This is a genomic window from Brevundimonas sp. KH_025, assembly GCF_057839885.1.
In genome coordinates this window covers 2,936,880-2,958,118 of the sequence record NZ_CM174501.1, presented here as the reverse complement: position 1 = coordinate 2,958,118, position 21,239 = coordinate 2,936,880, and the positions used below count along the sequence as shown (strand labels likewise).

General features: G+C 68.4%; 16 protein-coding genes. 7 read left to right on the top strand and 9 right to left on the bottom strand.

Translation table 11 applies throughout. The features are described 5' to 3' along the window. Window positions 1–7 precede the first annotated feature (7 nt). The 3 genes from AC3IS2_RS14620 (at window position 8) to AC3IS2_RS14610 (ending at window position 2,029) form a co-directional block, all read left to right on the top strand. Window positions 8–805, top strand: a complete 798-nt coding sequence (locus AC3IS2_RS14620; protein WP_489198512.1) for a succinate dehydrogenase iron-sulfur subunit — start codon at window positions 8–10, stop codon at window positions 803–805. A 113-nt stretch (window positions 806–918) separates the two neighbouring features. Beyond that, window positions 919–1,239 (top strand): 2Fe-2S iron-sulfur cluster-binding protein, encoded by a 321-nt coding sequence (locus AC3IS2_RS14615; RefSeq protein WP_300197569.1) that lies wholly within the window; start codon window positions 919–921, stop codon window positions 1,237–1,239. Window position 1,240: 1 nt separating this feature from the next. Further along, a complete protein-coding gene (locus tag AC3IS2_RS14610; RefSeq protein WP_489198511.1) occupies window positions 1,241–2,029 on the top strand; it encodes a kinase in 789 nt (262 codons plus the stop codon). An 89-nt stretch (window positions 2,030–2,118) separates the two neighbouring features. Here AC3IS2_RS14610 and AC3IS2_RS14605 read toward each other — a convergent pair whose 3' ends face one another. Beyond that, window positions 2,119–2,973, bottom strand: coding sequence for an HAD family hydrolase (locus tag AC3IS2_RS14605; RefSeq protein ID WP_489198510.1), 855 nt, complete (start codon window positions 2,971–2,973; stop codon window positions 2,119–2,121). Window positions 2,974–3,025: 52 nt separating this feature from the next. Further along, window positions 3,026–5,338, bottom strand: coding sequence for a sensor histidine kinase (locus AC3IS2_RS14600; protein WP_489198509.1), 2,313 nt, complete (start codon window positions 5,336–5,338; stop codon window positions 3,026–3,028). A 148-nt stretch (window positions 5,339–5,486) separates the two neighbouring features. Between AC3IS2_RS14600 and AC3IS2_RS14595 the strand changes: the two genes are divergently transcribed. After that, window positions 5,487–5,897: a metallopeptidase family protein gene (locus AC3IS2_RS14595; protein ID WP_489198508.1), complete on the top strand. Its 411-nt coding sequence runs from the start codon at window positions 5,487–5,489 to the stop codon at window positions 5,895–5,897. 18 nt (window positions 5,898–5,915) lie between these two features. Here the strand turns inward: AC3IS2_RS14595 and AC3IS2_RS14590 are convergent, their stop codons facing one another. Further along, window positions 5,916–7,160 (bottom strand): hypothetical protein, encoded by a 1,245-nt coding sequence (locus AC3IS2_RS14590; protein ID WP_489198507.1) that lies wholly within the window; start codon window positions 7,158–7,160, stop codon window positions 5,916–5,918. 197 nt (window positions 7,161–7,357) lie between these two features. On the opposite strand from AC3IS2_RS14590, the gene AC3IS2_RS14585 reads away from it, so the two are divergent. After that, entirely contained in the window at window positions 7,358–8,083 is a 726-nt protein-coding gene (locus tag AC3IS2_RS14585; RefSeq protein WP_489198506.1) for a hypothetical protein, read from the top strand. Here AC3IS2_RS14585 and AC3IS2_RS14580 read toward each other — a convergent pair. The 6 genes from AC3IS2_RS14580 to AC3IS2_RS14555 all read right to left on the bottom strand — a co-directional run bounded on the left by AC3IS2_RS14580 (window position 8,080) and on the right by AC3IS2_RS14555 (window position 17,964). Continuing rightward, the gene (locus tag AC3IS2_RS14580; RefSeq protein WP_489198505.1) at window positions 8,080–9,423 is read right to left on the bottom strand and encodes an RsmB/NOP family class I SAM-dependent RNA methyltransferase; all 1,344 of its coding nucleotides are present in this window, start codon (window positions 9,421–9,423) and stop codon (window positions 8,080–8,082) included. The genes AC3IS2_RS14585 and AC3IS2_RS14580 overlap by 4 nt on opposite strands. A gap of 47 nt (window positions 9,424–9,470) precedes the next feature. Continuing rightward, complete coding sequence (locus AC3IS2_RS14575) at window positions 9,471–11,435, bottom strand: potassium transporter Kup (RefSeq protein ID WP_489198504.1); 1,965 nt, start codon at window positions 11,433–11,435, stop codon at window positions 9,471–9,473. 73 nt (window positions 11,436–11,508) lie between these two features. Beyond that, on the bottom strand, window positions 11,509–12,264 hold the full coding sequence (locus tag AC3IS2_RS14570; RefSeq protein WP_489198503.1) for a DUF1223 domain-containing protein: 756 nt from the start codon (window positions 12,262–12,264) through the stop codon (window positions 11,509–11,511). Window positions 12,265–12,495: 231 nt separating this feature from the next. Continuing rightward, window positions 12,496–14,709: a prolyl oligopeptidase family serine peptidase gene (locus AC3IS2_RS14565; RefSeq protein WP_489198502.1), complete on the bottom strand. Its 2,214-nt coding sequence runs from the start codon at window positions 14,707–14,709 to the stop codon at window positions 12,496–12,498. A gap of 170 nt (window positions 14,710–14,879) precedes the next feature. Beyond that, complete coding sequence (locus tag AC3IS2_RS14560; RefSeq protein ID WP_489198501.1) at window positions 14,880–17,045, bottom strand: prolyl oligopeptidase family serine peptidase; 2,166 nt, start codon at window positions 17,043–17,045, stop codon at window positions 14,880–14,882. A 115-nt stretch (window positions 17,046–17,160) separates the two neighbouring features. After that, entirely contained in the window at window positions 17,161–17,964 is an 804-nt protein-coding gene (locus AC3IS2_RS14555; RefSeq protein WP_489198500.1) for a potassium channel family protein, read from the bottom strand. Between the two features lie 49 nt (window positions 17,965–18,013). Between AC3IS2_RS14555 and dapF the strand changes: the two genes are divergently transcribed. Both dapF and AC3IS2_RS14545 read left to right on the top strand, forming a co-directional pair. Next, the gene (gene dapF / locus AC3IS2_RS14550; protein WP_489198499.1) at window positions 18,014–18,859 is read left to right on the top strand and encodes a diaminopimelate epimerase; all 846 of its coding nucleotides are present in this window, start codon (window positions 18,014–18,016) and stop codon (window positions 18,857–18,859) included. A gap of 99 nt (window positions 18,860–18,958) precedes the next feature. Further along, window positions 18,959–21,238, top strand: a complete 2,280-nt coding sequence (locus tag AC3IS2_RS14545; RefSeq protein WP_489198498.1) for an NADP-dependent malic enzyme — start codon at window positions 18,959–18,961, stop codon at window positions 21,236–21,238. Window position 21,239: the final 1 nt, after the last annotated feature.

Sequence of the window (21,239 nt, the reverse complement as noted above, 5' to 3'; positions counted from 1 at the left end):
CAGGCAGATGGTTCAACTCACCCTCCCGCGCGGCTCCAAGCCTTCGAACGGCAAGGTCCACAAGGCCCCGGCCGGCGCCAAGAACGTCAAGACCTACAAGGTCTATCGCTATGACCCGGAAACGGATTCTGATCCGCGCTGGGACAGCTTCGAGGTCTCGTCCGACGATCACGGCCCCATGCTTCTGGACGCCCTGATCCACATCAAGAACGAGATCGACCCGACCCTGTCGTTCCGTCGCTCGTGCCGTGAAGGCATCTGCGGCTCGTGCTCGATGAACATCGACGGCCGCAACACCCTGGCCTGCACCAAGGGCATGGACGAGTGCTCGTCGCACAACATCACCGTGGCCCCCCTGCCCCACCAGCCGGTGGTCAAGGATCTGGTGACGGACCTGTCGCTGTTCTACGCCCAGTATGACTCGATCCAGCCCTACCTCCAGTCGGACACGCCCGACCCGGAGAAGGAGCGCCTGCAGTCGCCCGCCGACCGCGAGAAGCTGGACGGCCTGTACGAGTGCATCCTGTGCGCCTGCTGCTCGACCTCCTGCCCCAGCTACTGGTGGAACCAGGAAGAATACCTCGGCCCGGCGGCCCTGCTGCAGTCGTTCCGCTGGATCTCGGACAGCCGCGACGACGCGACCCAGAAGCGCCTCGACGACCTCGAGGACCCCTTCAAGCTGTATCGCTGCCACACGATCATGAACTGCGCCCAGGTCTGCCCCAAGGGGCTGAACCCGGCCAAGGCGATCGCCGAGACCAAGAAGCTGATGGTCGCGCCGAGCCGCAAGCGCACGGCGGCCTAAGGCTCGAAGCCTTCCGATCCGAACAGCCCCCGGCGCCGTCAGGCTCCGGGGGTTTTTCATGGCCGCCGCGCGCCGGGGCTTGCCTCCGGCGCGGCCTGGGCTAAGACGCCTGCATGGCCAAGATCACCTACATCGAGCACGACGGGACCGAGCACACGGTCGAGGTCAAGAACGGCCTGTCCGTCATGGAAGGCGCGATCCGCAACAATGTGCCGGGCATCGACGCCGACTGCGGCGGCGCCTGCGCCTGCGCCACCTGCCACGTCTATGTGGACGAGAATTTCGCCTCCGAGACCGGCCGTCCCTCGGCCATGGAAGAGTCGATGCTGGACTTCGCCGAGAACGTCGAGCCGAACAGCCGCCTGTCCTGCCAGATCCGCGTCAGCGACGACCTGGACGGCCTGATCGTGCGTCTGCCGCAAAGCCAGCACTGAGATGATCGACGCCCGGCTGCTGGACGCGGTCGGGGCTTTGATCGCCGCCCATGCCAGGCCGGGCCACATCCCGCTGATCGGGATCGCCGGGGCGCAAGGCTCGGGCAAGACCACGCTCGCCCGGTTGGCCGCCGAGCGGTTGGGGGCGGCGCATCTGTCGCTGGACGACGTCTATCTGACTAGGGGTGAGCGCGCGGCCAAGGGCAGGGCGGTCCACCCCCTGTTCGCCGTGCGCGGCCCGCCGGGCACGCATGATCTGGCGCTGCTGGAGGCGACCGTCGCCGCGCTGCGCGCCGCCGGACCCGACAGCCGCACGCCGCTGCCGTCCTTCGACAAGCTGGCCGACGACCGACGACCGCAGGCGGAATGGCCCATGTTCGCGGGCCGCCCGTCGGCGGTGCTGATCGACGGCTGGTGTCTCGGGGCGACGCCGCAGGCCGAGGAAGAGCTGACAGCGCCGATCAATGGGCTGGAACGCGAGCAGGACGGGCAGGGGGTGTGGCGCCGCGCGGCCAATACGGAACTGGCTGGTCCCTACGCCGAGTTGTTCGCCGGGTTCGACGCGGTGCTGTTCCTGAAGGCGCCGTCGTTCGACGCCGTGCTGGACTGGCGCTGCGAGCAGGAGGCGGGGCTGATGGGCCTGGCCCCCGCCGAGCTGCCGGCTGAACGCCGCGCCGAGCTGGCCGTCTTCATCCAGGCCTTCGAGCGCATCACCCGCCATATGTTGGCGGGCGGGTTGCGGGCTGATGTGACCTTTGCTCTGAACCGCGACCGCACCCTCAGGCCCTAGATCCAGGCTTCACGCCTCCCTCAGCCCACTCATCCCACTCATCCCACTCACCCCGGCCTTCGCCGGGATGAGCGGTGAATGTTCCTGCCTCAGTCCGCCGGCATCCGCCCATAGTTGACGGCGATGCGGCCGATCAGGCCCTTGACGATCAGGTCGACCGGCGTGCCTTCGCGATAGTCGCCTTCGGCGACGAAGTTGACCCGGTCTTCCGAGATCAGACGGTGGATCTTGTTGTGGTCGCGCGGGGTGTTGTCGGGGTCATAGACGGCGATGGAGAAGCCGCCCTTGGTGTGCATCATCTTCATGGTCGGGACGTCGGTGTCGCCGTCGCCGAGGAAGATCATCCGGTCAAACGGGATGGGGCGTTCCTCGTCGGGGATGAAGCGGTTGATGCGCTCGTCGTCCCAGTGGTTGTGCACGCCCTTGTTGATGCGGAACAGGTACTGGGTCTTGGTCGTGTAGTTGACGCCGACCGCCGGCCAGACCGCCACCTCGTCAGCGTCATAGGCGTATTTCGAGGCGAAGACGTGGGTGAAGGCCTCGGCGATGGGGCAGCCCTGGATCATCTCCTCAAGGCCCGCCGAGATGATGTAGTGCTCGATCTCCAGGCCGTACTGGGCGCCGAATTCGTTCATCCGGTCGAACCAGGAGCCGTCGCGCAGGCCCTCGAACAGGGCCACGTCGCGGCCGTGGTCCTGCAGCGTCTGGCGCGTCACCGGCGCGCCCTGGTCGCGCGCCGTCTGCAGCATCATCTGCATGTACATCAGGATGCCGTCGCCGTCGGAGGCGATGGTCCGTGGACGGACGGTCTCGTTCCAGAACTGGGCCGGCGTCATCCCGATCGAGGGAATGAAGCTGACCTCCTGCATATTGCCCCGCGCCAGGGTGCCGTCGAAATCATAGATGATGGCGGTCTTGAGCAGGGGGCGGGTCGTGTCGGCCATGAGAGCGTCCTGAAGGCTTGGACAAGCCCTCTAGCACGACATCAGGCGAACATCAGCCCAGCAGCAGTTCCGGGGCCGCCGTCGGGGCCGTGGCCTCGACCGGCAGGTGCAGGATGAAGGCCGCGCCCTTGCCCGGTTCGGACTGGACCTCGGCCCAGCCGCCGTGCAGCTCGACCAGGGCCTTGACCAGGGCCAGAGCCACGCCTGGCCCGCCGCGTTCGCGCCGCACGAAGCGGTCGAAGACGTGGGCCTGCAGGTGATAGGGGATGCCCCGCCCGGTGTCCTCGACGCGAATGCGGACCTCGCCCGGCCCGGCTTCCGCCGTCAGGGTCACGGTTCCGCCCTCGGACACGGCGCGACAGGCGTTCTCCAGCAGGTGATCGACGGCCTGGCCGATGCGGCGGGCGTCGGCGCGCACCGGCTTCAGACCAACGGGACAGGCGACGGTCAGCACGGCGCCGCGGCCCTCGACCTTGGCCCGCACCTTGTCGGCGGCGGCTTCCAGCAGGTCGCAGACCCGCATGTCGCCGAGCGTCAGCTCCATCTCGCCGGCGTCGATCTGGGCCATGTCCAGCACGTCGTCGATGGAGCGGGCCAGATGGCTGGCGGCGACGCGGATGGCGCCCGCGTGCTGGCGGCTGCGCTCGGGCAGGTCGCCCATGGCCTCCAGCAGTTCGGAATAGCCGACGATGGTCGTCAGGGGCGTGCGCAGCTCATAGGAGACGCTGCCGACGAACTCGCGCTTCAGCGCCTGGCTTTCGGCCAGGGCGGCTTCCTTGGCCGCCAGGGCCTGTTCCAGCTCGCGCCGGGCGGTGACGTCGGAGAAGGCGACCAGGGTGGCGCCGTCGGGCAGGGGACGGGTCTGCCAGGCGACCACCCGCCCGTCGTCGGTGCGGCCCTCGCCCGAGATCGGCACACGGCTTTCCGGATCGGGATCGGCCACCCGCGCCTTCAGCCCCAGCCACAGGGCGGCGTCGTCCAGCACCGGACGGCACAGGGCGGCTACGGCGTCGAAGTCGCCGGCCTCGGCCAGCCGTTCGGCCGACACGCCCCAGAAGCGTTCGAAGGCGTCGTTGTTGAGCCGCAGACGGCCGTCGGAGCCAAAGACCGCGACGGCGTCGTTCAGCTTGTCCAGGGTCGCCGTCTGGACCTGGATCTGGGCGTTGTAGCGGCTGCGCAGCTGCAGCTCGTCGGTGATGTCCGAGAAGATCAGCAGGATGCCGCCCAGCGGATGCGGCTGGCGCACCACCCGCAAGGTCCGCCCGTCGGGCAGGGACCAGCTGTCGTCCGGCGAGGCCGTCGCCGCGCCATAGAAGTCCAGCTCGCGCGCCTTCCACCCGGCGTAGTCGACCACCTCGGGCAGCTGGCGCTTCTGGCGCAGCCGGTCCAGCAGTTCGGCGTGGGTCGGGCGCTCGTCCAGCCAGGCCGGGTCGATGGCGAACAGCGACTGGAAGGCGGTGTTGTGGAAGGCCAGCCGTTTCGACGGGCCGAAGATGGCCACCGCGTCGGCCAGGTGGTTCAAGGTCTCGTCGTGGGCCTCGACGTGGCGGCGCAGGGTGTCGCGCGTCTCCTCGGCCTCGGTCATGTCGATGGCGAAGGCGATGACGGCGCCGCGCCCGCCCGCCAGCGGCTCGGCCAGGATGCGCCAGGCGCGGCGACGGCCGTCCGAGGAGACCCAGCGGAAACCCTCCTGCCGGGCGTTCAGACGCGAGGCCTCGGCCACCACGGCGTCTGCGCCGCGATCGAAGCTGAGGCCCGTCTCGCGCGCTTCGGCCAGGGTTTCAGCCCGGGTCTCGGTCAGCCAGGCGCGGTTGGCCCAGATCAGTTGTCCGGCCCCGTCGACCACCCAGGTCGGGGCGGGAGAGGCCTCGGCCAGGGCGCCCAGGCCCGCGTCCGCCGCCGTCTCGGCCCCGCCCAGCTTCGACAGCCGCAGCCAGGCCGAACCGCCGAGGGCGCGCCCCTCGACCGCCCAGGCGCCGTCGGCGGATTCCAGCAGGGTCTCGAACGGCTCGCCGCGCTGGACCAGCCCCTCCATCCGCGCCGTGTGGGTGTCGTGCAGGGCCTGGGCGATGGCCGTCGCCGCGGCGTCCCCGGCCCGACCGGGGGCCAGAGCGGCCAGAGCCTCGGGCGCGCCGAACACCGCCTGGGCCGCGCCTTCCGGCGTCAGGGCCAGACGCACGTCGTCGAACACGTTCAGAGCGCCTTCGCAGGCCGCCGCCTGGCGCCGGGCGTCGGCCAGCCAGGCCTCGACCTCGCCTTCGCGCGCGGTCAGACGCGCGCGCAGCCGCCAGGCCCAGGCGCTGATCGCCAGCGCCAGACCCGCCGCGCCTGCGGTGGCCACATAGGCGATGTCGGCCTCGGCCATGCCTGCCCCAAGAAGAAACGTCGAACGAACGGCGGGCCCGCGCTGGCAGGCGCCGACCGATTCGCATTTACCATACCCTGATTGCGCGATTTGCGATGCGGCGAGACAGCTGATTGCGGCGCGGCGGCGCACGGGCGATATCCAGCCCATGACCCAGACCTGGAACGACCAAGCCGCCCCTTCCCTCGATGACTTCGCGCGCCTGGCCGAAGCCGCCTTCGCGGCCCTGCCCGACCTGTTCCGTCAGGCGGCCGGAGAAGTGGTCATCCGTGTCGATGACTTCGCTGACGAAGAGACCCTGGCCGATCTGGAGATCGAGGACCCGTTCGACCTGACCGGCGTCTATTCCGGGGTCCACATCGGCGAACGCGACGCCATGGGTCCGGCGGCGGAACCCTCGCGCATCTTCCTCTACCGCCGTCCCATTCTCGACGAATGGTGCGAGCGGGCCGACGTCGGTCTGGCCGAGATCATCGCCCACGTCCTGATCCACGAGATCGGCCACCACCTCGGCCTCGACGACGACCAGATCCACGCCATCGAGGACGACGAGGACTGAGGCGGCGGCCGCCGTGATTTAGCGCACAGGGAAGCCCGTGCGATCAAAGCTGTCCTTCTGACTGTTCGGCAGGATCACCAGGGCGTCGAAGCCGTAGATGAAGTCGCGCAAGGCTGGCCGTTGCTCGACCGGAACCTGGTCAACGAACAGCTTGGCGGTCGGCTGCAGCGCCCGCAGGTCGATCACGACCGGCTGATCTGGCGTGGACAGCAGGGGCGCCATCCACGCCGGCTCGCTGACGTCCTCATAGCCCTGCGCCACGACATAGACGCCGTAGGCCTCGGCCCCGTTGCTGATGGCGAACTCGTGGACGAAGTTGCCGATCGGGAAGGCCTGGTTCGGATTGCGCCCCCGGTACATGTGCAAGGCGCCCATCTTGAACAGGGCGCGCGGCGTGCGGCCCGCGGCCTCGGCGGCCCGATATTGGCGCAGGAACAAGCGCTTCATCAGCGCCTCGCGCACCGTGTTGTTGAACAGGCCGACTGGCTCGCCCGCCCGAGCGCGGCGGTAATAGGAATAGATTTCGGCCGAGGTCGTCATCGTCTCCAGCAGGAAGGCCGCCCGCGATCCGGGTTCGGCGGCGAAGGCCGTCGTCAGCGCCTGGAGCCGGGGCAGGGTTTCCGCGTCCCCGTGAAGGAAGGCCCCGAACTGATCGCGCCGTGTTTCGAGGGATTTCACCTGGGTCAGCAGGGTCTCGACCTGACCGCGCACGGCATCGTCAGGGGCCAGGGCTGTCAGTTCTTCCAGCAGGGGTTGGGCGCCCTGCACCTGTTCGACGCCCCACAGGTCGGCCACGCCCGCCGCATGGGCCATCAGCTCCAGATCCTGGTCCGAAGCGAAGCCGATATGGTTAGGATAACGCCGGGCGAGATCGGCAGCCGCCTCGGCCTTGCCGCGATTGGCGGGCTGTTTGAGGGTGTCGACAGCAACCGGATCGATCTCGACCACCAGTGTGTCAAAGGCGCGCCAGTCCCGCAGACTGTCGAACAGCGCCCCGGTGAACAGGGGAGTATCGCGATCATTGTGGCTCTCGCCCAACAGGACGAACTGAGCCTTCTGCGTCTGGTCGCGAAGGAAGTCGGCGCCGGCACCGGACAGGCCCCCGTCAAAGGCGATCGGTCGAGTGTTGGCCTCCAGCAGGGCCGAAGCCCGAGTGGCGGACGCGGCCGCAGCGGCGGCGACTTCTTCCGGGGTCTTGTCCTGCGCGAAGGCCGCACCAGCAGTGCAGGCGAGAGCGGCCAGGGCCGCGATCATCAATTTCATACTGAGGCGAATCCTGCGGAATCAAGGGTGCGATCCAGTATGAATTCAGGCCCATCGCGAGATCGAACCAAAGCTTAGCCATTCGACCGAACCGTGTCATCCGCCGTGATGACACGGACGCGTTCAGCCTATGGTTCAACCGCCGCCCTTGCCCGGGCCGCACCGTAATGCGATCCAGACAGGCGAGGGGATGCAAGATGACCGACCAGGACAATTCGCGGTCTGCGCGAGCGCAGACGATTGACGATCTGTCGGAAGACGCCCTGGGCGTCGGCTCGGCGGACGTTCGCACCGTCAGGGACATTCTGCTCAGACCGCGCCGGGTGCTCGAAGCCTGGATGACGCAGGGGCCGACGGCCAACGGTCGCTATGCGCGCCCTCTGCGCCTCTATCTGGCGCTGAACGGCGTCCTCATGCTGGTGCAATTTCTCAAGGGCGGAGCGGGCTACCTGCTTGAAGGTCTGCCGCCGGAAATCCTGAACCCGATTCTGGAAGCGTCCGGCAAGACACGAGACGCCTTCGTCGCCGACGCCGACGGCTGGATGAGCCTGATCACCGTGCCGTTGCTCGCCTTCCTCTACGTCGTCGCGGCTACGCCCCTGCTGCGCTGGTGGGACCAGGAGAATCTGGGCTGGCGGCGCGGGTTTCGCGCGGCGTGCGCCTATCTGAACGCGTGGACCGTCCCGCTGCTGCCGATTTCCTGGTTCCTTTACGGCACAGGGCCGCTGGCCACCCTGGCCGGGCTGGCCATGCTTCTCCTGGGCGTGGTCGCCTTCCTGAGGATGGGTCGGGGCCGCTGGTATCAATCACCGCTGGCGGGCGTCGCCAAATCGCTGGTCCTGACGACGACCGTCGGGGCCGCAGGCCTGCTCGGCACTGGCGTCGTCACGGTCGTGGGCCTGGTCGCCGGAGCGGCGGCCTAGCCCGCGATCCGCTCCAGCCGGGCGACGAAGAAGCCGTCGACGCCGCCGCGCTCGGCCCATTGCGAAGGCAGGATGCGCAGCCAGCCTTCTGGCGTCAGGGCCTCGTCGGGCGCGCCGATCTCGGCCGGGACGGCGGCGACGGTGCGGAAGGCCGGGTTGCGGCGCAGGAAGGCGATCACCTGGGTCTCGCCCTCTTCGCGTTCCAGCGAGCAGACGCAATAGACCAGACGGCCGCCCGGCTTCACCTTCTCGGCGGCGACGTCCAGCAGGCGGTGCTGAACGTCAGCCAGCTTGGCGACCTCGGCGGGGCGGGTGGCGCGCAGCACTTCCGGGTTGCGGCGATAGGTGCCGGTGGCGGTGCAGGGGGCGTCCAGCAGGACGGCGTCGAAGGTGCGGTCGTCCTCCCAGTCCTCGGCGGGCACGGCGACGACCTCGACCGGCAGGCCGGTGCGGTCGAAATTCTGGCGCAGGCGCTTCAGGCGCGCCGGCGAACGGTCGAGCGCTGTCACCTCGGCGCCGGCGGCGGCCAGTTGCAGCGTCTTGCCGCCGGGCGCGGCGCACATGTCCAGAACCGTCTCGCCGGCCTTGGCGCCCAGCAGGCGGGCGGGGACGGCGGCGGCGGCGTCCTGGACCCACCAGTCGCCGGCCTCGAAGCCGGGCCAGGCGGCCACGTCGCCGCGCTTGCCGGTGCGGACCGTGCCGCCGGGCAGGACTTCGCCTTCGACGTCCTGAGCCAGGGCGGCGAGATCGACGCCGGGCTTGGCGCTGAGGTCGGTCGCGGGTTCGTCGCGGGTGGCCAGGGCCAGACCCAGAAGTTGAGCCTCGCCATAGGTCGCCTTCCAGCGCGCGGCCAGCCAGTCGGGCAGGTTGGATTCAGCCGTGGTCAGGCCCGGACCGTCGCGGTCGACGCCGCGCAGGACGGCGTTGACCAGGTTCTTGTAGGGCCGGGTCTTGGCGTCGCGCTCGGCCAGCTTCACGGCGGTCGAGACGGCGGCGAAGGCGGGCGTCCCCAGCACCAGGGTCTGGGCCAGGGCGACGCGCAGGATGGTGCGAACCGGGGCCGGCGGCGCCTTCTGCAGGCGGCGGTCCAGGATCTGGTCGATCTCGCCCAGGCGGCGCAGAGCGGCCATGGCCACGGCGCGGGCGAAGGCGCGGTCGGGGCCGTCCAGGTCCTTGGCCGGGGACTGGCTGAGCGCCTCGTCCAGACCCGTGCGCTTCTCCAGCGCGGCGTTCAACAGGATGCCCGCGACCAGACGGGCCTCGACGCCGATATCCGCATGGGGGTCGTCGGTGATCACCTGGGGCTGGGCCTCGCGGCGCGGACGCGCCTTTTCAGCCATGCGACGGCCGCGCGCGGCCGAGCTTTTGCCCTTGGGCGTTCCACCACTCATACGGATACCTGTGTGCCCAGTTCGACCACGCGGCCGGGCGGGATGTGGAAGAAGTCGGTCGGATTGGCGGCGTTGCGCATCAGGAAGATGAACAGCTTGTCCTGCCACAGCGGCATGCCCTGACGCGCCGAGGCGACCACCGAGCGACGACCCAGGAAGAAGCTGGTCGACATGATGTCGAACTTCAGCCCCTGCTTGCGGCACAGGCCCAGCGCGCGCGGCACGTTCGGCGTCTCCATGAAGCCGTAGGTGATGGTCAGCCGCTTGAAGTCGTCGCTGATCGGCTCCATCGCCACGCGCTGATCGTCGGGCACACGCGGCCGGTCGGCCGTGTGGACGGTCAGGATGACGTTCTTCTCGTGCAGCACCTTGTTGTGCTTGAGATTGTGCATCAGGGCCACCGGCGCGACCTCGGGGTCCGAGGTCAGGAAGATGGCCGTGCCCGGCGCGCGGTGCGGCGGACGGGCCTTCAGCATCTCGATCAGATCGCCCAGGGGCAGGCTGTCCTTGTGGGTCTTCTCGGTCAGGATCTGGGTGCCGCGCACCCAGGTCCACATGATCAGCACCAGACCGCCGCCCAGCACCAGCGGCATCCAGGCGCCGTCGGGGATCTTGAGCAGGTTGGAGGTCAGGAAGACGCCGTCGATGAGGCCGAACGGCACCAGGGTCCCCAGCACCGCCCACATGGGCCACTTCCACTTCTTCGTCACCACCGACCAGGCCATCAGGGTGTTGACCAGCATGGTGCCGGTCACGGCCACGCCATAGGCGGCGGTCAGATTGTGCGACGACTGGAAGGTCAGCAGCAGGAACAGCACGCCGATCATCAGCAGGCTGTTGACCGCCGGGACATAGATCTGGCCGGCCAGGGTCTCGGAGGTGTTGCGGATGTCGATGCGCGGCAGCAGGCCCAGTTGGACCGCCTGCTGCGTCACCGAGAAGGCGCCGGTGATGACCGCCTGGCTGGCGATGACCGTGGCCGCCGTGGCCAGGATCAGCATCGGCCAATAGACCATCTGCGGCACCATGTTCCAGAACGGGTTGTCGGCCGCGCCGGGGTTGGCCAGCAGGAAGGCGCCCTGGCCCAGATAGTTCAGCGTCAGACAGGGCAGGACGACATAGAGCCAGCCCTGGCGGATCGGCGCCTTGCCGAAATGGCCCATGTCCGCATAGAGGGCCTCGGCCCCCGTCACGGCCAGGAAGACGCTGCCCAGGATGACGAAGCCGAGGAAGCCGTCCTTGAGCAGCAGTTCGATGCCATAGGTCGGCGACAGGGCGCGCAGGATCGAAATGTCGTCGAAGATGTGCGTCAGGCCCAGCACGCCCAGGCTGAGGAACCAGACGGCGGTGATCGGGCCGAAGAACCTGGCCAGGCCGGCGGTGCCGCGCGACTGGAACAGGAAGAGGACGATGAGAATGCCCGCCGAGATCGGCAGGATGAAGGGATCCAGTTCGCCGTTCAGGCCGGGCGCGTCCTTCAGACCTTCGACCGCCGACAGCACCGAGATGGCCGGGGTGATGATCCCGTCGCTGTAGAACAGCGCCGCGCCGCAGACGCCGAGAATGAACAGCCAGGCGCTGCGTCGGCCGACCGCGTGCTGGGCCAGGGCCATCAGCGACAGGGTGCCGCCCTCGCCCTTGTTGTCCGCCCGCATCAGGAACATGACGTATTTGAACGTCACCACGACCATCAGGGCCCAGAAGGCCAGCGAAACCACGCCGATGATGGCCAGCTCGCCGCCGACGCCCTTCTGGGCGTGGCCGATGGCCTCGCGCAGGGCGTAGATCGGACTGGTGCCGATGTCGCCGAAGACCACGCCGATGGCGCCCACGATCAGGGCGCGATGGGTCGCCTTGCCGTGGCCCGCGCCGTGATTGGGCGGCGACGGATTCCCGGCGTTCGACTTTTCGGAAGCGTTTGCGGCGGACTGAGCGTCGCCGCGGGGTGTGTCCCCGGCCATGCATAACCTCCGGGTCGCGCGGAGAGCGCGCCCATCAAGAGCGGCGGGCCTTTAGCCGCTTTCCGTCAGCGGTTCAATCGGCCCTCGGTTCCGCCCGCCGGGCGGCCGACAGAATGCGACGGTCCAGCTTGGACTGAACCAGGACTACGACGTTGTCTTCAGAGGCGGAATCGGCCGGCAAGGCGAACAGGACCGGACGGCCGGTCCAGTCGCCGAGACGACGCACCTCGCGCACCACATTGACGTGACGAACCGCCTGGCCGCGGTTGTCGCCCTGGCGCACCTCGACGGTCTGCAGGCCGGGGCGATAGATCACCGCCGTCACCTCGGCGCCGCCGCGCGGGGGGCGGCCTGAGCCGACGCCGACCCGGTCGCCGGTCTCGCGGAACTCGATCTCGGGCGGCCACAGCCGGGCGGCGGCCTCGGCGACGATGGCGGCCTGAAGCTCGGGCGGGCGGGCGCCGGACAGTTGACGGCGGCCGTCCACCACCACCTGGGGCGTCGAGACGTTCCGCAGCTTCATGGCCTGGCGATAGGCCTGCTGACGGGCGGCGAATTCCGGCTTGGCGAAGGTGTCAGGCCAGCCGAGATAGTCCCAGTAGTCGACGCCGTAGGTCAGGGCGATGACGCCCGGCTCGCCGGCCACCGCCTCCAGGGTGCGGTTGGCGTCGGGGCAGCCGGAACAGCCCTGGGCGGTGAACAGTTCGACCACCACCGGCTGAACGACGGCGTCGCGCTCACGTGCAGAGGCGGCGGCGGCGGTCAACAGGCCGACGCCTGCGACCGCCGCCGCGATCATCCCGAACCTGATCGAACCCCGTGCTGTCATCTGGCGATCCTAGCCCCTCGATCCGTCCACGCCGCTCATAAAACCGTGAAGGGCAGGAACCTTGGCCATCTTGCTTGGCCTATCGTCCTTCGGACTACTTGAGGCCGCTCCCCTTCACGTCATCCCGGCCGGAGCCGGAGGCGGAGAGCCGGGTCCGCCCAGGACGCAGACGTCGGCGTCTGTCGCGGTCCCGGATAGCGGCTGCGCCGCTTCCGGGATGACGCCGACAGGTCAGTCCATCAGCTGCTGGCTGAGATAGACGTAGTGGCGGGCCCAGCGGCGGGCGTTGGCGACCGGGTCGGCGTCGTTGGAGTGGCCGCCGGCCGTGTCCTCGAAATAGAGATGGTCGTGGCCCTGATCGCCCAGGCGGGCGGCGAACTTGCGGGCGTGGCCGGGGTGAACCCGGTCGTCGCGCGTGTTGGTGGTGATGTAGACGCGCGGATACTTCACCTCGGGCCGCAACTGCTGATAGGCCGAATAGCGGGCGATGAATTCGGCGTCGCCGGGAATGCGCGGGTCGCCGTACTCGCCGATCCACGAGGCGCCGGCGGGCAGGTCCGGATAGCGCAGCATGTCGATCAGCGGGCTCTCGATCACCGCCGCATTGAACAGTTCCGGGTGCTGGGTGATCGACACGCTGGTCAGGACCCCGCCGTTCGACCGGCCATAGATGCCCAGATGACGCGGGCTGGTGATCTTGCGCTGCTCCAGATCGCGGGCCACGGCGGCGAAGTCGTCGAAGGCGCGCTGGCGGTTCTCGCGCAGCGCCGCCTGGTGCCAGCCGGGGCCGAACTCGCCGCCGCCGCGGATGTTGGCCTGGACGAAGACGCCGCCGTTCTCGAGCCACAGCTTGCCCATCTCGGGCTTGTAGGCGGGCGGGAAGCTGGCCTGGAAGCCGCCGTAGCCGAACAGGATGGTCGGCCCCGTGCCGTCCATGGCCAGGTCACGCGGGCGGGTGACGAAGTAGGGGATCTTGGTCCCGTCGGTCGAGATCGCCTCGAACTGCTCGACCACATGGGTCGAGGCGTCGAACTTGGCCGGGGCCGACTTCAACTCGGTCAGGGCGCCGGTCGAGACCTCGGCCAGGCTGAGGGTCGGCGGCGTCAGGAAGCCCTGGGTGGAGACGAAGACCTGGCCCTTGGCCTTGGAGCTGTCGCCCAGGCCCACGGCGCTGTTGGCCGGGACGGCGATGTCGGTGCGCGCCCAGCCCCACTCGCCTTTGTTCTCGAACACAGCGAGACCGCCAACGACATTATCGTTAATCGCAACGACAACCCGGTCGTCCATCACCCTCACGCCGCTGACCGACTGTCGCGGACCCGGCGTGAAAATCACAGGTGCGCCGTTCGATACGACAATCTCATCCTGCGCCAGAGGACGCAGGCAGAGGAAGCAATAGGCCAACAGCGACCCGGCCTTGTAATTTTCGTTCCGGAAGTTCCAGTCCTGCTCGTTCGAAAAGACCAGTCGATCGCCGATAACGCCTTCGACGGAAACCCGCTCCGGCAAGTTCAACCTGACCGTCTTGCCGTTGAGGAACTCCCAGATTTCCGAACGGAAGGTGTCCAGCGGGCGGCTGAACAGGACGGCCTCGACCGCGCCGGCCTTGTCGCGGAAGACCATGGGCGAGACGCCGTAGCCGCCGTCGGACTGCTGGCCGCGATAGACCTCGGTCGCGTGGGCCAGCGGGTGGCCGCGCTTGAGGGATTTGACGATGAAGGGATAGCCCGACTCGGTCATCGTGCCGGGACCGAAGTCGGTGGCGATCAGCAGGGTGTCGCGATCCAGCCAGGTCAGGCGATGCTTGCCCTCGGGGATGACGAAGCCGCCCCCATTCTCAGGAGTGACAAAGGTTTTCGTCGTCAGGTCGAACTCGCGGACCGTGACAGCGTCCTTGCCGCCGTCCGACAGGTTGATCAGGCAGCGCGTCTCGTCCGGGGCCAGGCAGTTGGCGCCCTTGAACACCCAGTCGCGGCCCTCGGCCTTGGCCAGGGCGTCGATGTCCAGCAGGGTCTCCCACTGGGGCTGAGCGGTGCGATAGCTTTCCAGCGAGGTCCGGCGCCAGACCCCCTTGGGGTTGGCCGCGTCCTGCCAGAAATTGCCAAGGCCCTCGCCCAGGAAGCTGACGCCCGGAATGCGGTCGGTCGCCGTCAGGATGGCCTCGGCCTGCCGGCGGAAGGGTTCGTAGCGACGGTCGCCGGTCAGGGCCGACAGGGCCTTCTCGTTCGAGGCGGCGACGAAGGCCCTGGCCTCGGCCCCGTCCACCGCTTCCAGCGCCAGATGATCGTCGGCGGCCTTCACCCCCTCGGGCGACAGGTCGCGCGGGAAGTGCGGAGCCGGCGTGGTCGCGACGGCGGCGGCCGGATCAACCGGCGCCAGGGCCAGGGCCGGACCGGCGGCGAGAATCAACACCGGCAGGGCGGCGGACAGGAACAGGGACTTCATGAAGACAAGCTCCGCTTTCAAAATCCTCCCCTGCGTCAGCGGGGGAGGGGGACCGCCGTCAGGCGGTGGAGGGGGCGGAACCAGCTCCGGCGTTCGGGGTCGCCCCCTCCACCACTTCGTGGTCCCCCTCCCCCGTTCGCCGAGGCTCACAGGGGAGGATCGGATACCGCCTACGGCTGCGCCGCTTCGTCCATCAGGCGACGGGTCAGATAGGTGTATTCCAGCGCGATGCGGCGGGCCGTTTCGCGCAGGTTGGCGCCGGCTGCGTGGCCGCCGTCGGTGTTTTCATAGAAGAGCACCGGATAGCCCAGCTCCTCCATCCGCGCCGCCGCCTTGCGGGCGTGGCCGGGGTGGACGCGGTCGTCCTTGGTCGAGGTGTGGATGAAGACCTCGGGGTAGGGCTGGCCCGCCGCCAGACGCTGATAGGGCGAGTATTGCTCGATCCAGGCGCGCTGTTCGGGGATGTCCGGGTTGCCGTACTCGCCGATCCACGAGGCGCCGGCCAGCAGCTTGTGGAAGCGCAGCATGTCGAACAGCGGCACCTGAATGATCGCCGCATTGATCAGGTCCGGACGCTGGGTCAGCATGGCGCCCATGAACAGGCCGCCCTGCGAGCCGCCCATGACGCCGAGGTGGGGCTGCGAGGTGATGCCGCGCGTGATCAGGTCCTGGGCCACGGCCTGGAAGTCCTCGTGGGCGCGCTGGCGGTTTTCCTGCTGGGCCGCCTGGTGCCACTTGGGTCCGAACTCGCCGCCGCCGCGCGTATTGGCGATGACATAGACGCCGCCGCGCTCCAGCCACAGCTTGCCGACCGTCGGCGAATAGCCGGGCAGCAGCGACGACTGGAAGCCGCCGTAGCCATACAGAAGCGTCGGGTTCGAGCCGTCCATGGCCATGGCGTCCTTGTGGACGACGAAATAGGGGATCATCGTGCCGTCGGCGCTGCGGGCCTCGAACTGGTCCACCTTCATGCCGGTCGCGTCGAACTTGGCGGGCAGGGACTTGGTCAGGGCGACCGCGCCGGTCGCCGCATCGGCCAGATAGAGGCTGGACGGGTTCAGGTAGCCGGCGACGCTGACGAAGATCTTGTCGTCCTGCTCCGAGGCCGAGCCGACGCCGACGGTGACGTTCTGCGGCAGGTCCAGACGGGTGCGGCTCCAGCCGGCAGGGTCGTAGACGTAGACCGAGCCGCGCACGTTTTCATACAGGGCCACGACCAGACGGTTGCGGGTGGCGCTGATCCCCTCGATCGCCTCGCGCTCGCCGGGACGGATCACCAGTTGAGCCGGCGTCTTGGGATCGGCCAGCCAGGCTTGCAGGTTCCAGGCGATGACGTCGCCGGTCTTGAATTCCTGACCCGAGGGCGCGGTCCAGTCCTGATCCGTCGTCACCACCATCTGGCCCGCGACCAGGGCGTTGATGTTGGACTTGAGCGGCAATTCCAGCTTGGTGGTCGTGCCGTCGGCGTTCAGACGCCAGGTCTCGCTCTCATAGAAGTTGACGCCGCGGTTCAGCAGCACCGCCTGCACCACGCCGTCGGCGTCGCGCAGGGTGTAGCCGGAGACCGAGACGTCGGTCTTCTGGCCCGCGAAGACCTCGACCGCCTGACCGACGCTCTGGCCGCGCTTCAGCAGGCGCACCGTGCGCGGATAGCCCGAGTCCGTCAGCGAGCCTTCGCCGAAGTCGCGCGAGATCAGGACCGTGTCCTTGTCGATCCAGGCGGCGCCGCCCTTGGATTCCGGCAGCGAAATCCCGCCCTCGACGAAGGTCTTCGTCACGCTGTCGAACTCGCGGATCGTCACCGCGTCCTTGCCGCCGTTCGACAGGGACAGCAGGCAGTAGCGTTCTTCGGGCGGCAGGCAGGTCGCGCCCTTGTAGACCCAGTTGGCGCCCTCAGAAGCCGACAAGGCGTCGATGTCGAGGATGGTCTCCCAGGTCGGCGTCGCGGTGCGATAGCTGTCCAGCGTCGTGCGGCGCCAGACGCCGCGCACGTGCTCGGCGTCCTGCCAGAAGTTGTCGACGTGGCCGTCGTGGGTGAAGCCGGGCGAGGGGATGCGGTCGCGCGACTGGACGATGTCCAGCGCCTGCTGGTGCAGGGTTTCATAGCGCGGGTCGCCCTGCAGCGTCCCCAGCGAGGTCTGGTTGTGGGCCTTGACCCAGTCCATGGCGCGCTCGCCCTCGACCTCTTCCAGCCAGATATAGGGGTCGGTCGCGTCGCTGGTGGCAAAGCCCGGCGTGGCGGCGGCGGCGGGCGTATCAGACGGATGGGCCATGGCGACGGGTGCGGCTCCGGCGGCGAGAAGAAGGGCGGCGGCGGACGCCAGCGAGCGGATCATGTGTTTCATTCCCCAAAAAATTTGACGGCACCTTGGCGAGAGGAAAAGCCGGCGGCAAGCGGCTGGAATCTTACAAGCCTGTCATCTTTCGTCGCAGAGAGGGCCGTCGCGCGCCTCAGCCGCCGTCGTCGGGAATGCACAGGATCTGGCCGCAGGCCTTGCAGTGGACGGCGTCGGGATCGTGCTTCTGCAGGCCGCAGGTGGGGCAGGGGAATTTCACCTTGTGCGGCCGGATCAGGGTCTGGGCCAGGCGGATGAACAGGGTGATGCCCACCAGCATGACGACGATCGAAATGACCCGCCCCCAGTTGCCAGGCAGGGTGATGTCGCCGAACCCGGTGGTCGTCAGCGTCGCCACGGTGAAATACAGCGCGTCCAGATAGCCGTCGATATGTTCGGCCCGCCCCCGGAAGGCGGCGTAGACGAAGCCGGTGACGACGAAGACGAAGGTGACCAGAGAGGCCAGGGCGCGGGTGATCTCCTCGACCCGGGTGTCGTCGAACTTGCGGCCGATGGTGCGCCAGAAGAAATCCGAATTGAGCAGGGTCCACAGCCGCAGCAGCCGCAGGAAGCCCAGATTGGCCAGCCAGATCGGGAACAGCAGGGTGGCCAGAACGAACAGGTCGATCCAGACGATCGGCCGCTTCAGCCAGTCGCGCACGTCGGACCAGGCATAGGCCCGCGCCGCCAGGTCAAGCGCCAGGATGGCGGCGATGACATAGTCCAGCACATAGAAAGCCCAGCCCGCCTCCTTGAGGATCGGCGTGGCCAGGAAGAAGCCGATGATGGCCAGGTCGATGACGATGACCCCCAGGCGGAACTTCACCGCCGCCGGCTGGGTCCCGTGATAGAGGTAGCGCAGGCGCGCCCTCAGTCGCAGCCCCTGGTGCTTGCCGCTGTCGCTGTGTTCGGACGTCATCGACGCCAGCGATACATGAATGCCGGAAAAATCCTATATGAAGGCGGACATGACCCAAGCCGCCCGCCCCTACATCCGCATGAACGGCGCCGGAAACGCCTTCATCGTCGTTCAGGCCTTCGAAGAGGGCTTCCATCCGAGCGAGGCCGAGGTGCGCGCCCTGTGCGATCCCGCCTCGCCAACCGGGGGCTGCGACCAGTTGATCGGGGTCGAACCGTCCGAAAGCGCCGACGCCTTCATGCGGGTGTGGAACGCCGACGGCTCGATGGTCGAGACCTGCGGCAACGCCCTGCGCTGCGTCGGCTGGCTGCTGCTGGAAGCCACCGACAAGGAAGAGGTGGTCATCGACACCCTGGCCGGGCCGACGACGGCCAGGCGGGCCGGCGATCATCAAGTAACAGTCGACATGGGGGCGCCGCGCCTGGACTGGAGCCAGGTGCCGCTGGCCGAGGAGATGGATACGCGCGGCATCGAGTTGCAGGTCGGGCCGATCGACGCCCCGGTGCTGCACACGCCCGCCGCCGTCTCGATGGGCAACCCCCACGTGGTCTTCTTCACCGACCAGCAGGACGACGCCTTCGTGCGCGGCTCGGGGTCGCTGGTCGAACACCACCCCCTGTTCCCCGAGGCGGTCAACGTCGGCTTCGCCAAGGTCATCGACCGCAACCATATCCGGCTGCGGGTGTGGGAACGCGGCGCGGGCCTGACCCTGGCGTGCGGCACCGGCGCCTGCGCCGCCCTGGTGGCCACGGCCCGGCGCGGCCTGACCGAGCGCAAGGCGACGGTCGTGGTCGACGGCGGCGAACTGACCATCGACTGGGACGAGGCCTCCGGCCACGTCTTCATGACCGGCCCGGTCGAGGTCGAACGCACGGGGCTTTTGCCACAGCCTTGAGCAATCTGCCCCGATCCGCGGGCTGACGTAGCGTCAGCGGTTGTCCCCATCGGCCCCACGATCTAGGAACAGGGGGCGCCTGCCCTTCCCGAGATCGAAATGCCCGAATTGACCGACAAACAGACCTTCTCCGACGACGACGCTCTGGAGTTCCACAGCGCTCCGACGCCGGGCAAGATCTCCATGGCCCCGACCAAGCCGATGGCGACCCAGCGCGACCTGTCGCTGGCCTATTCGCCGGGCGTGGCCGTGCCGGTCCTGGCCATCGCCGCGGACGTGGACAAGGCCTACGACTACACCTCCAAGGGGAACATGGTCGCCGTCATCTCGAACGGCACCGCCATCCTCGGCCTCGGCAACCTCGGTCACATGGCGTCCAAGCCGGTGATGGAGGGCAAGTCGGTCCTGTTCAAACGCTTCGCCGACGTCGACAGCTTCGACGTCGAGGTGAAGACCACCGACCCGGACGAGTTCGTCACCGTGGTCAAGAACATCGGCGACACCTGGGGCGGCATCAACCTGGAGGACATCAAGTCCCCGGAATGCTTCGAGATCGAGGCCCAGCTGCAGGACCTGCTGGACATCCCCGTCTTCCATGACGATCAGCACGGCACGGCCATCATCTCGACCGCCGGCCTGATCAACGCCTGCCATATCGTCGGCAAGAAGCTGGAGGACGTGAAGGTCGTCCTGTCGGGCGCCGGGGCCGCCGGCCTGTCGTCCATCGCCCTGATGAAGGCCGCCGGGGTCAAGGCCGAGAACACCGTCATCTGCGACCGCCAGGGCGTGATTTACAAGGGCCGCGACAACGTCTCGCAATGGCAGGCGGCGCACGCCACCGACACCCCGCTGCGCACCCTGGCCGAAGCCATGGTCGGCGCCGACGTGGTGCTGGGGCTGAGCGCGAAGGGCGCCATCTCCAAGGACATGGTCGCCTCCATGGCGCCCAATCCGATCATCTTCGCCATGGCCAACCCCGACCCCGAGATCACCCCGGAAGACGTCAAGTCGGTGCGCTCGGACGCCATCATCGCCACCGGCCGCTCGGACTATGTGAACCAGGTCAACAACGTCCTGGCCTTCCCCTATCTGTTCCGGGGCGCGCTGGACGTGCGCGCGCGCCAGATCAACCACGAGATGAAGATCGCCTGCGCCCACGCCCTGGCGGCGCTGGCCCGCGAGGACGTGCCGGACGAGGTCGCCGCCGCCTACCGCGGCCGCAAGCTGAAATTCGGCCCCGAATACATCATCCCGACCCCGTTCGACCCCCGCCTGATCTGGTACATCCCGCCCTTCATCGCCCAGACGGCGATGGACACCGGCGTGGCGCGCAAGCCGATCGCCGACATGGACGCCTATCGCATCGCCCTGAAGCAGCGGGTCGATCCATCCGCCGCCCTGATGCAGAAGATCTCCTCGGCCGTGCGCTCGGGGCCGAAGCAGCGCGTCGTCTTCGCCGAGGGCGAGGAGCAGTCGGTCATCCGCGCCGCCTGGGCCTTCAAGCAGGGCGACCTGGGCACCCCCATCCTGGTCGGCCGCGAGGACCTGATCCGTCAGAACGCCGCCGAGGCGGGCCTCAACTTCGACGACCTGGGCATCGACATCGTCAACGCCCGCACCTCGGGCCACAACGCCGAATACACCGACTGGCTGTATGAGCGCCTGAACCGTCGCGGCTATCTGCGCCGCGACGTGCAGCGGATGATCAACCAGGACCGCAACTACTTCGGCGCCACCATGATCGCGCGCGGCCAGGCCGACTGCATGGTCACGGGCGTGACCCGCAACTTCAACATGGCTCTGAAGGAGGTCCGCCGCGTTCTGGACGTCAAGGACCGCATGATCGGCCTGTCGATCCTGCTGGCCAAGGGCCGCACTCTGTTCGTGGCCGACACCTCGATCCACGAACTGCCCAACGCCGCCGAACTGGCCGAGATCGCCGTCAAGGCCGCCGCCACGGTCAAGAAGCTGGGCCGCAAGCCGCGCGTGGCCTTCCTCAGCTACTCGACCTTCGGCGATCCGCCCGGCGACCGCGGCGAGAAGGTCCGCGAGGCCATCCGCATCCTGGACGCCATGGACGTGGACTTCGAATACGAGGGCGAAATGCCGCCCGAGCTGGCGCTGAACCCCGAGGCGCGGGCCAACTATCCCTTCATGCGCCTGACCGGCGACGCCAACGTCCTGGTCATGCCGGCCATCCATTCGGCGGCCATCTCGACCCGCCTGGTCCAGTCGCTGGGCGGCGCCACCGTGATCGGCCCGCTGCTGGTCGGTCTGGAGAAATCGGTGCAGATCGTGCCCCTGGGCGCCTCGGTCAGCGAGATCATCACCGCCGCCACCTTCGCCGCCTATGCCGAAGGCGCCGAAGTCGAGGACTGAC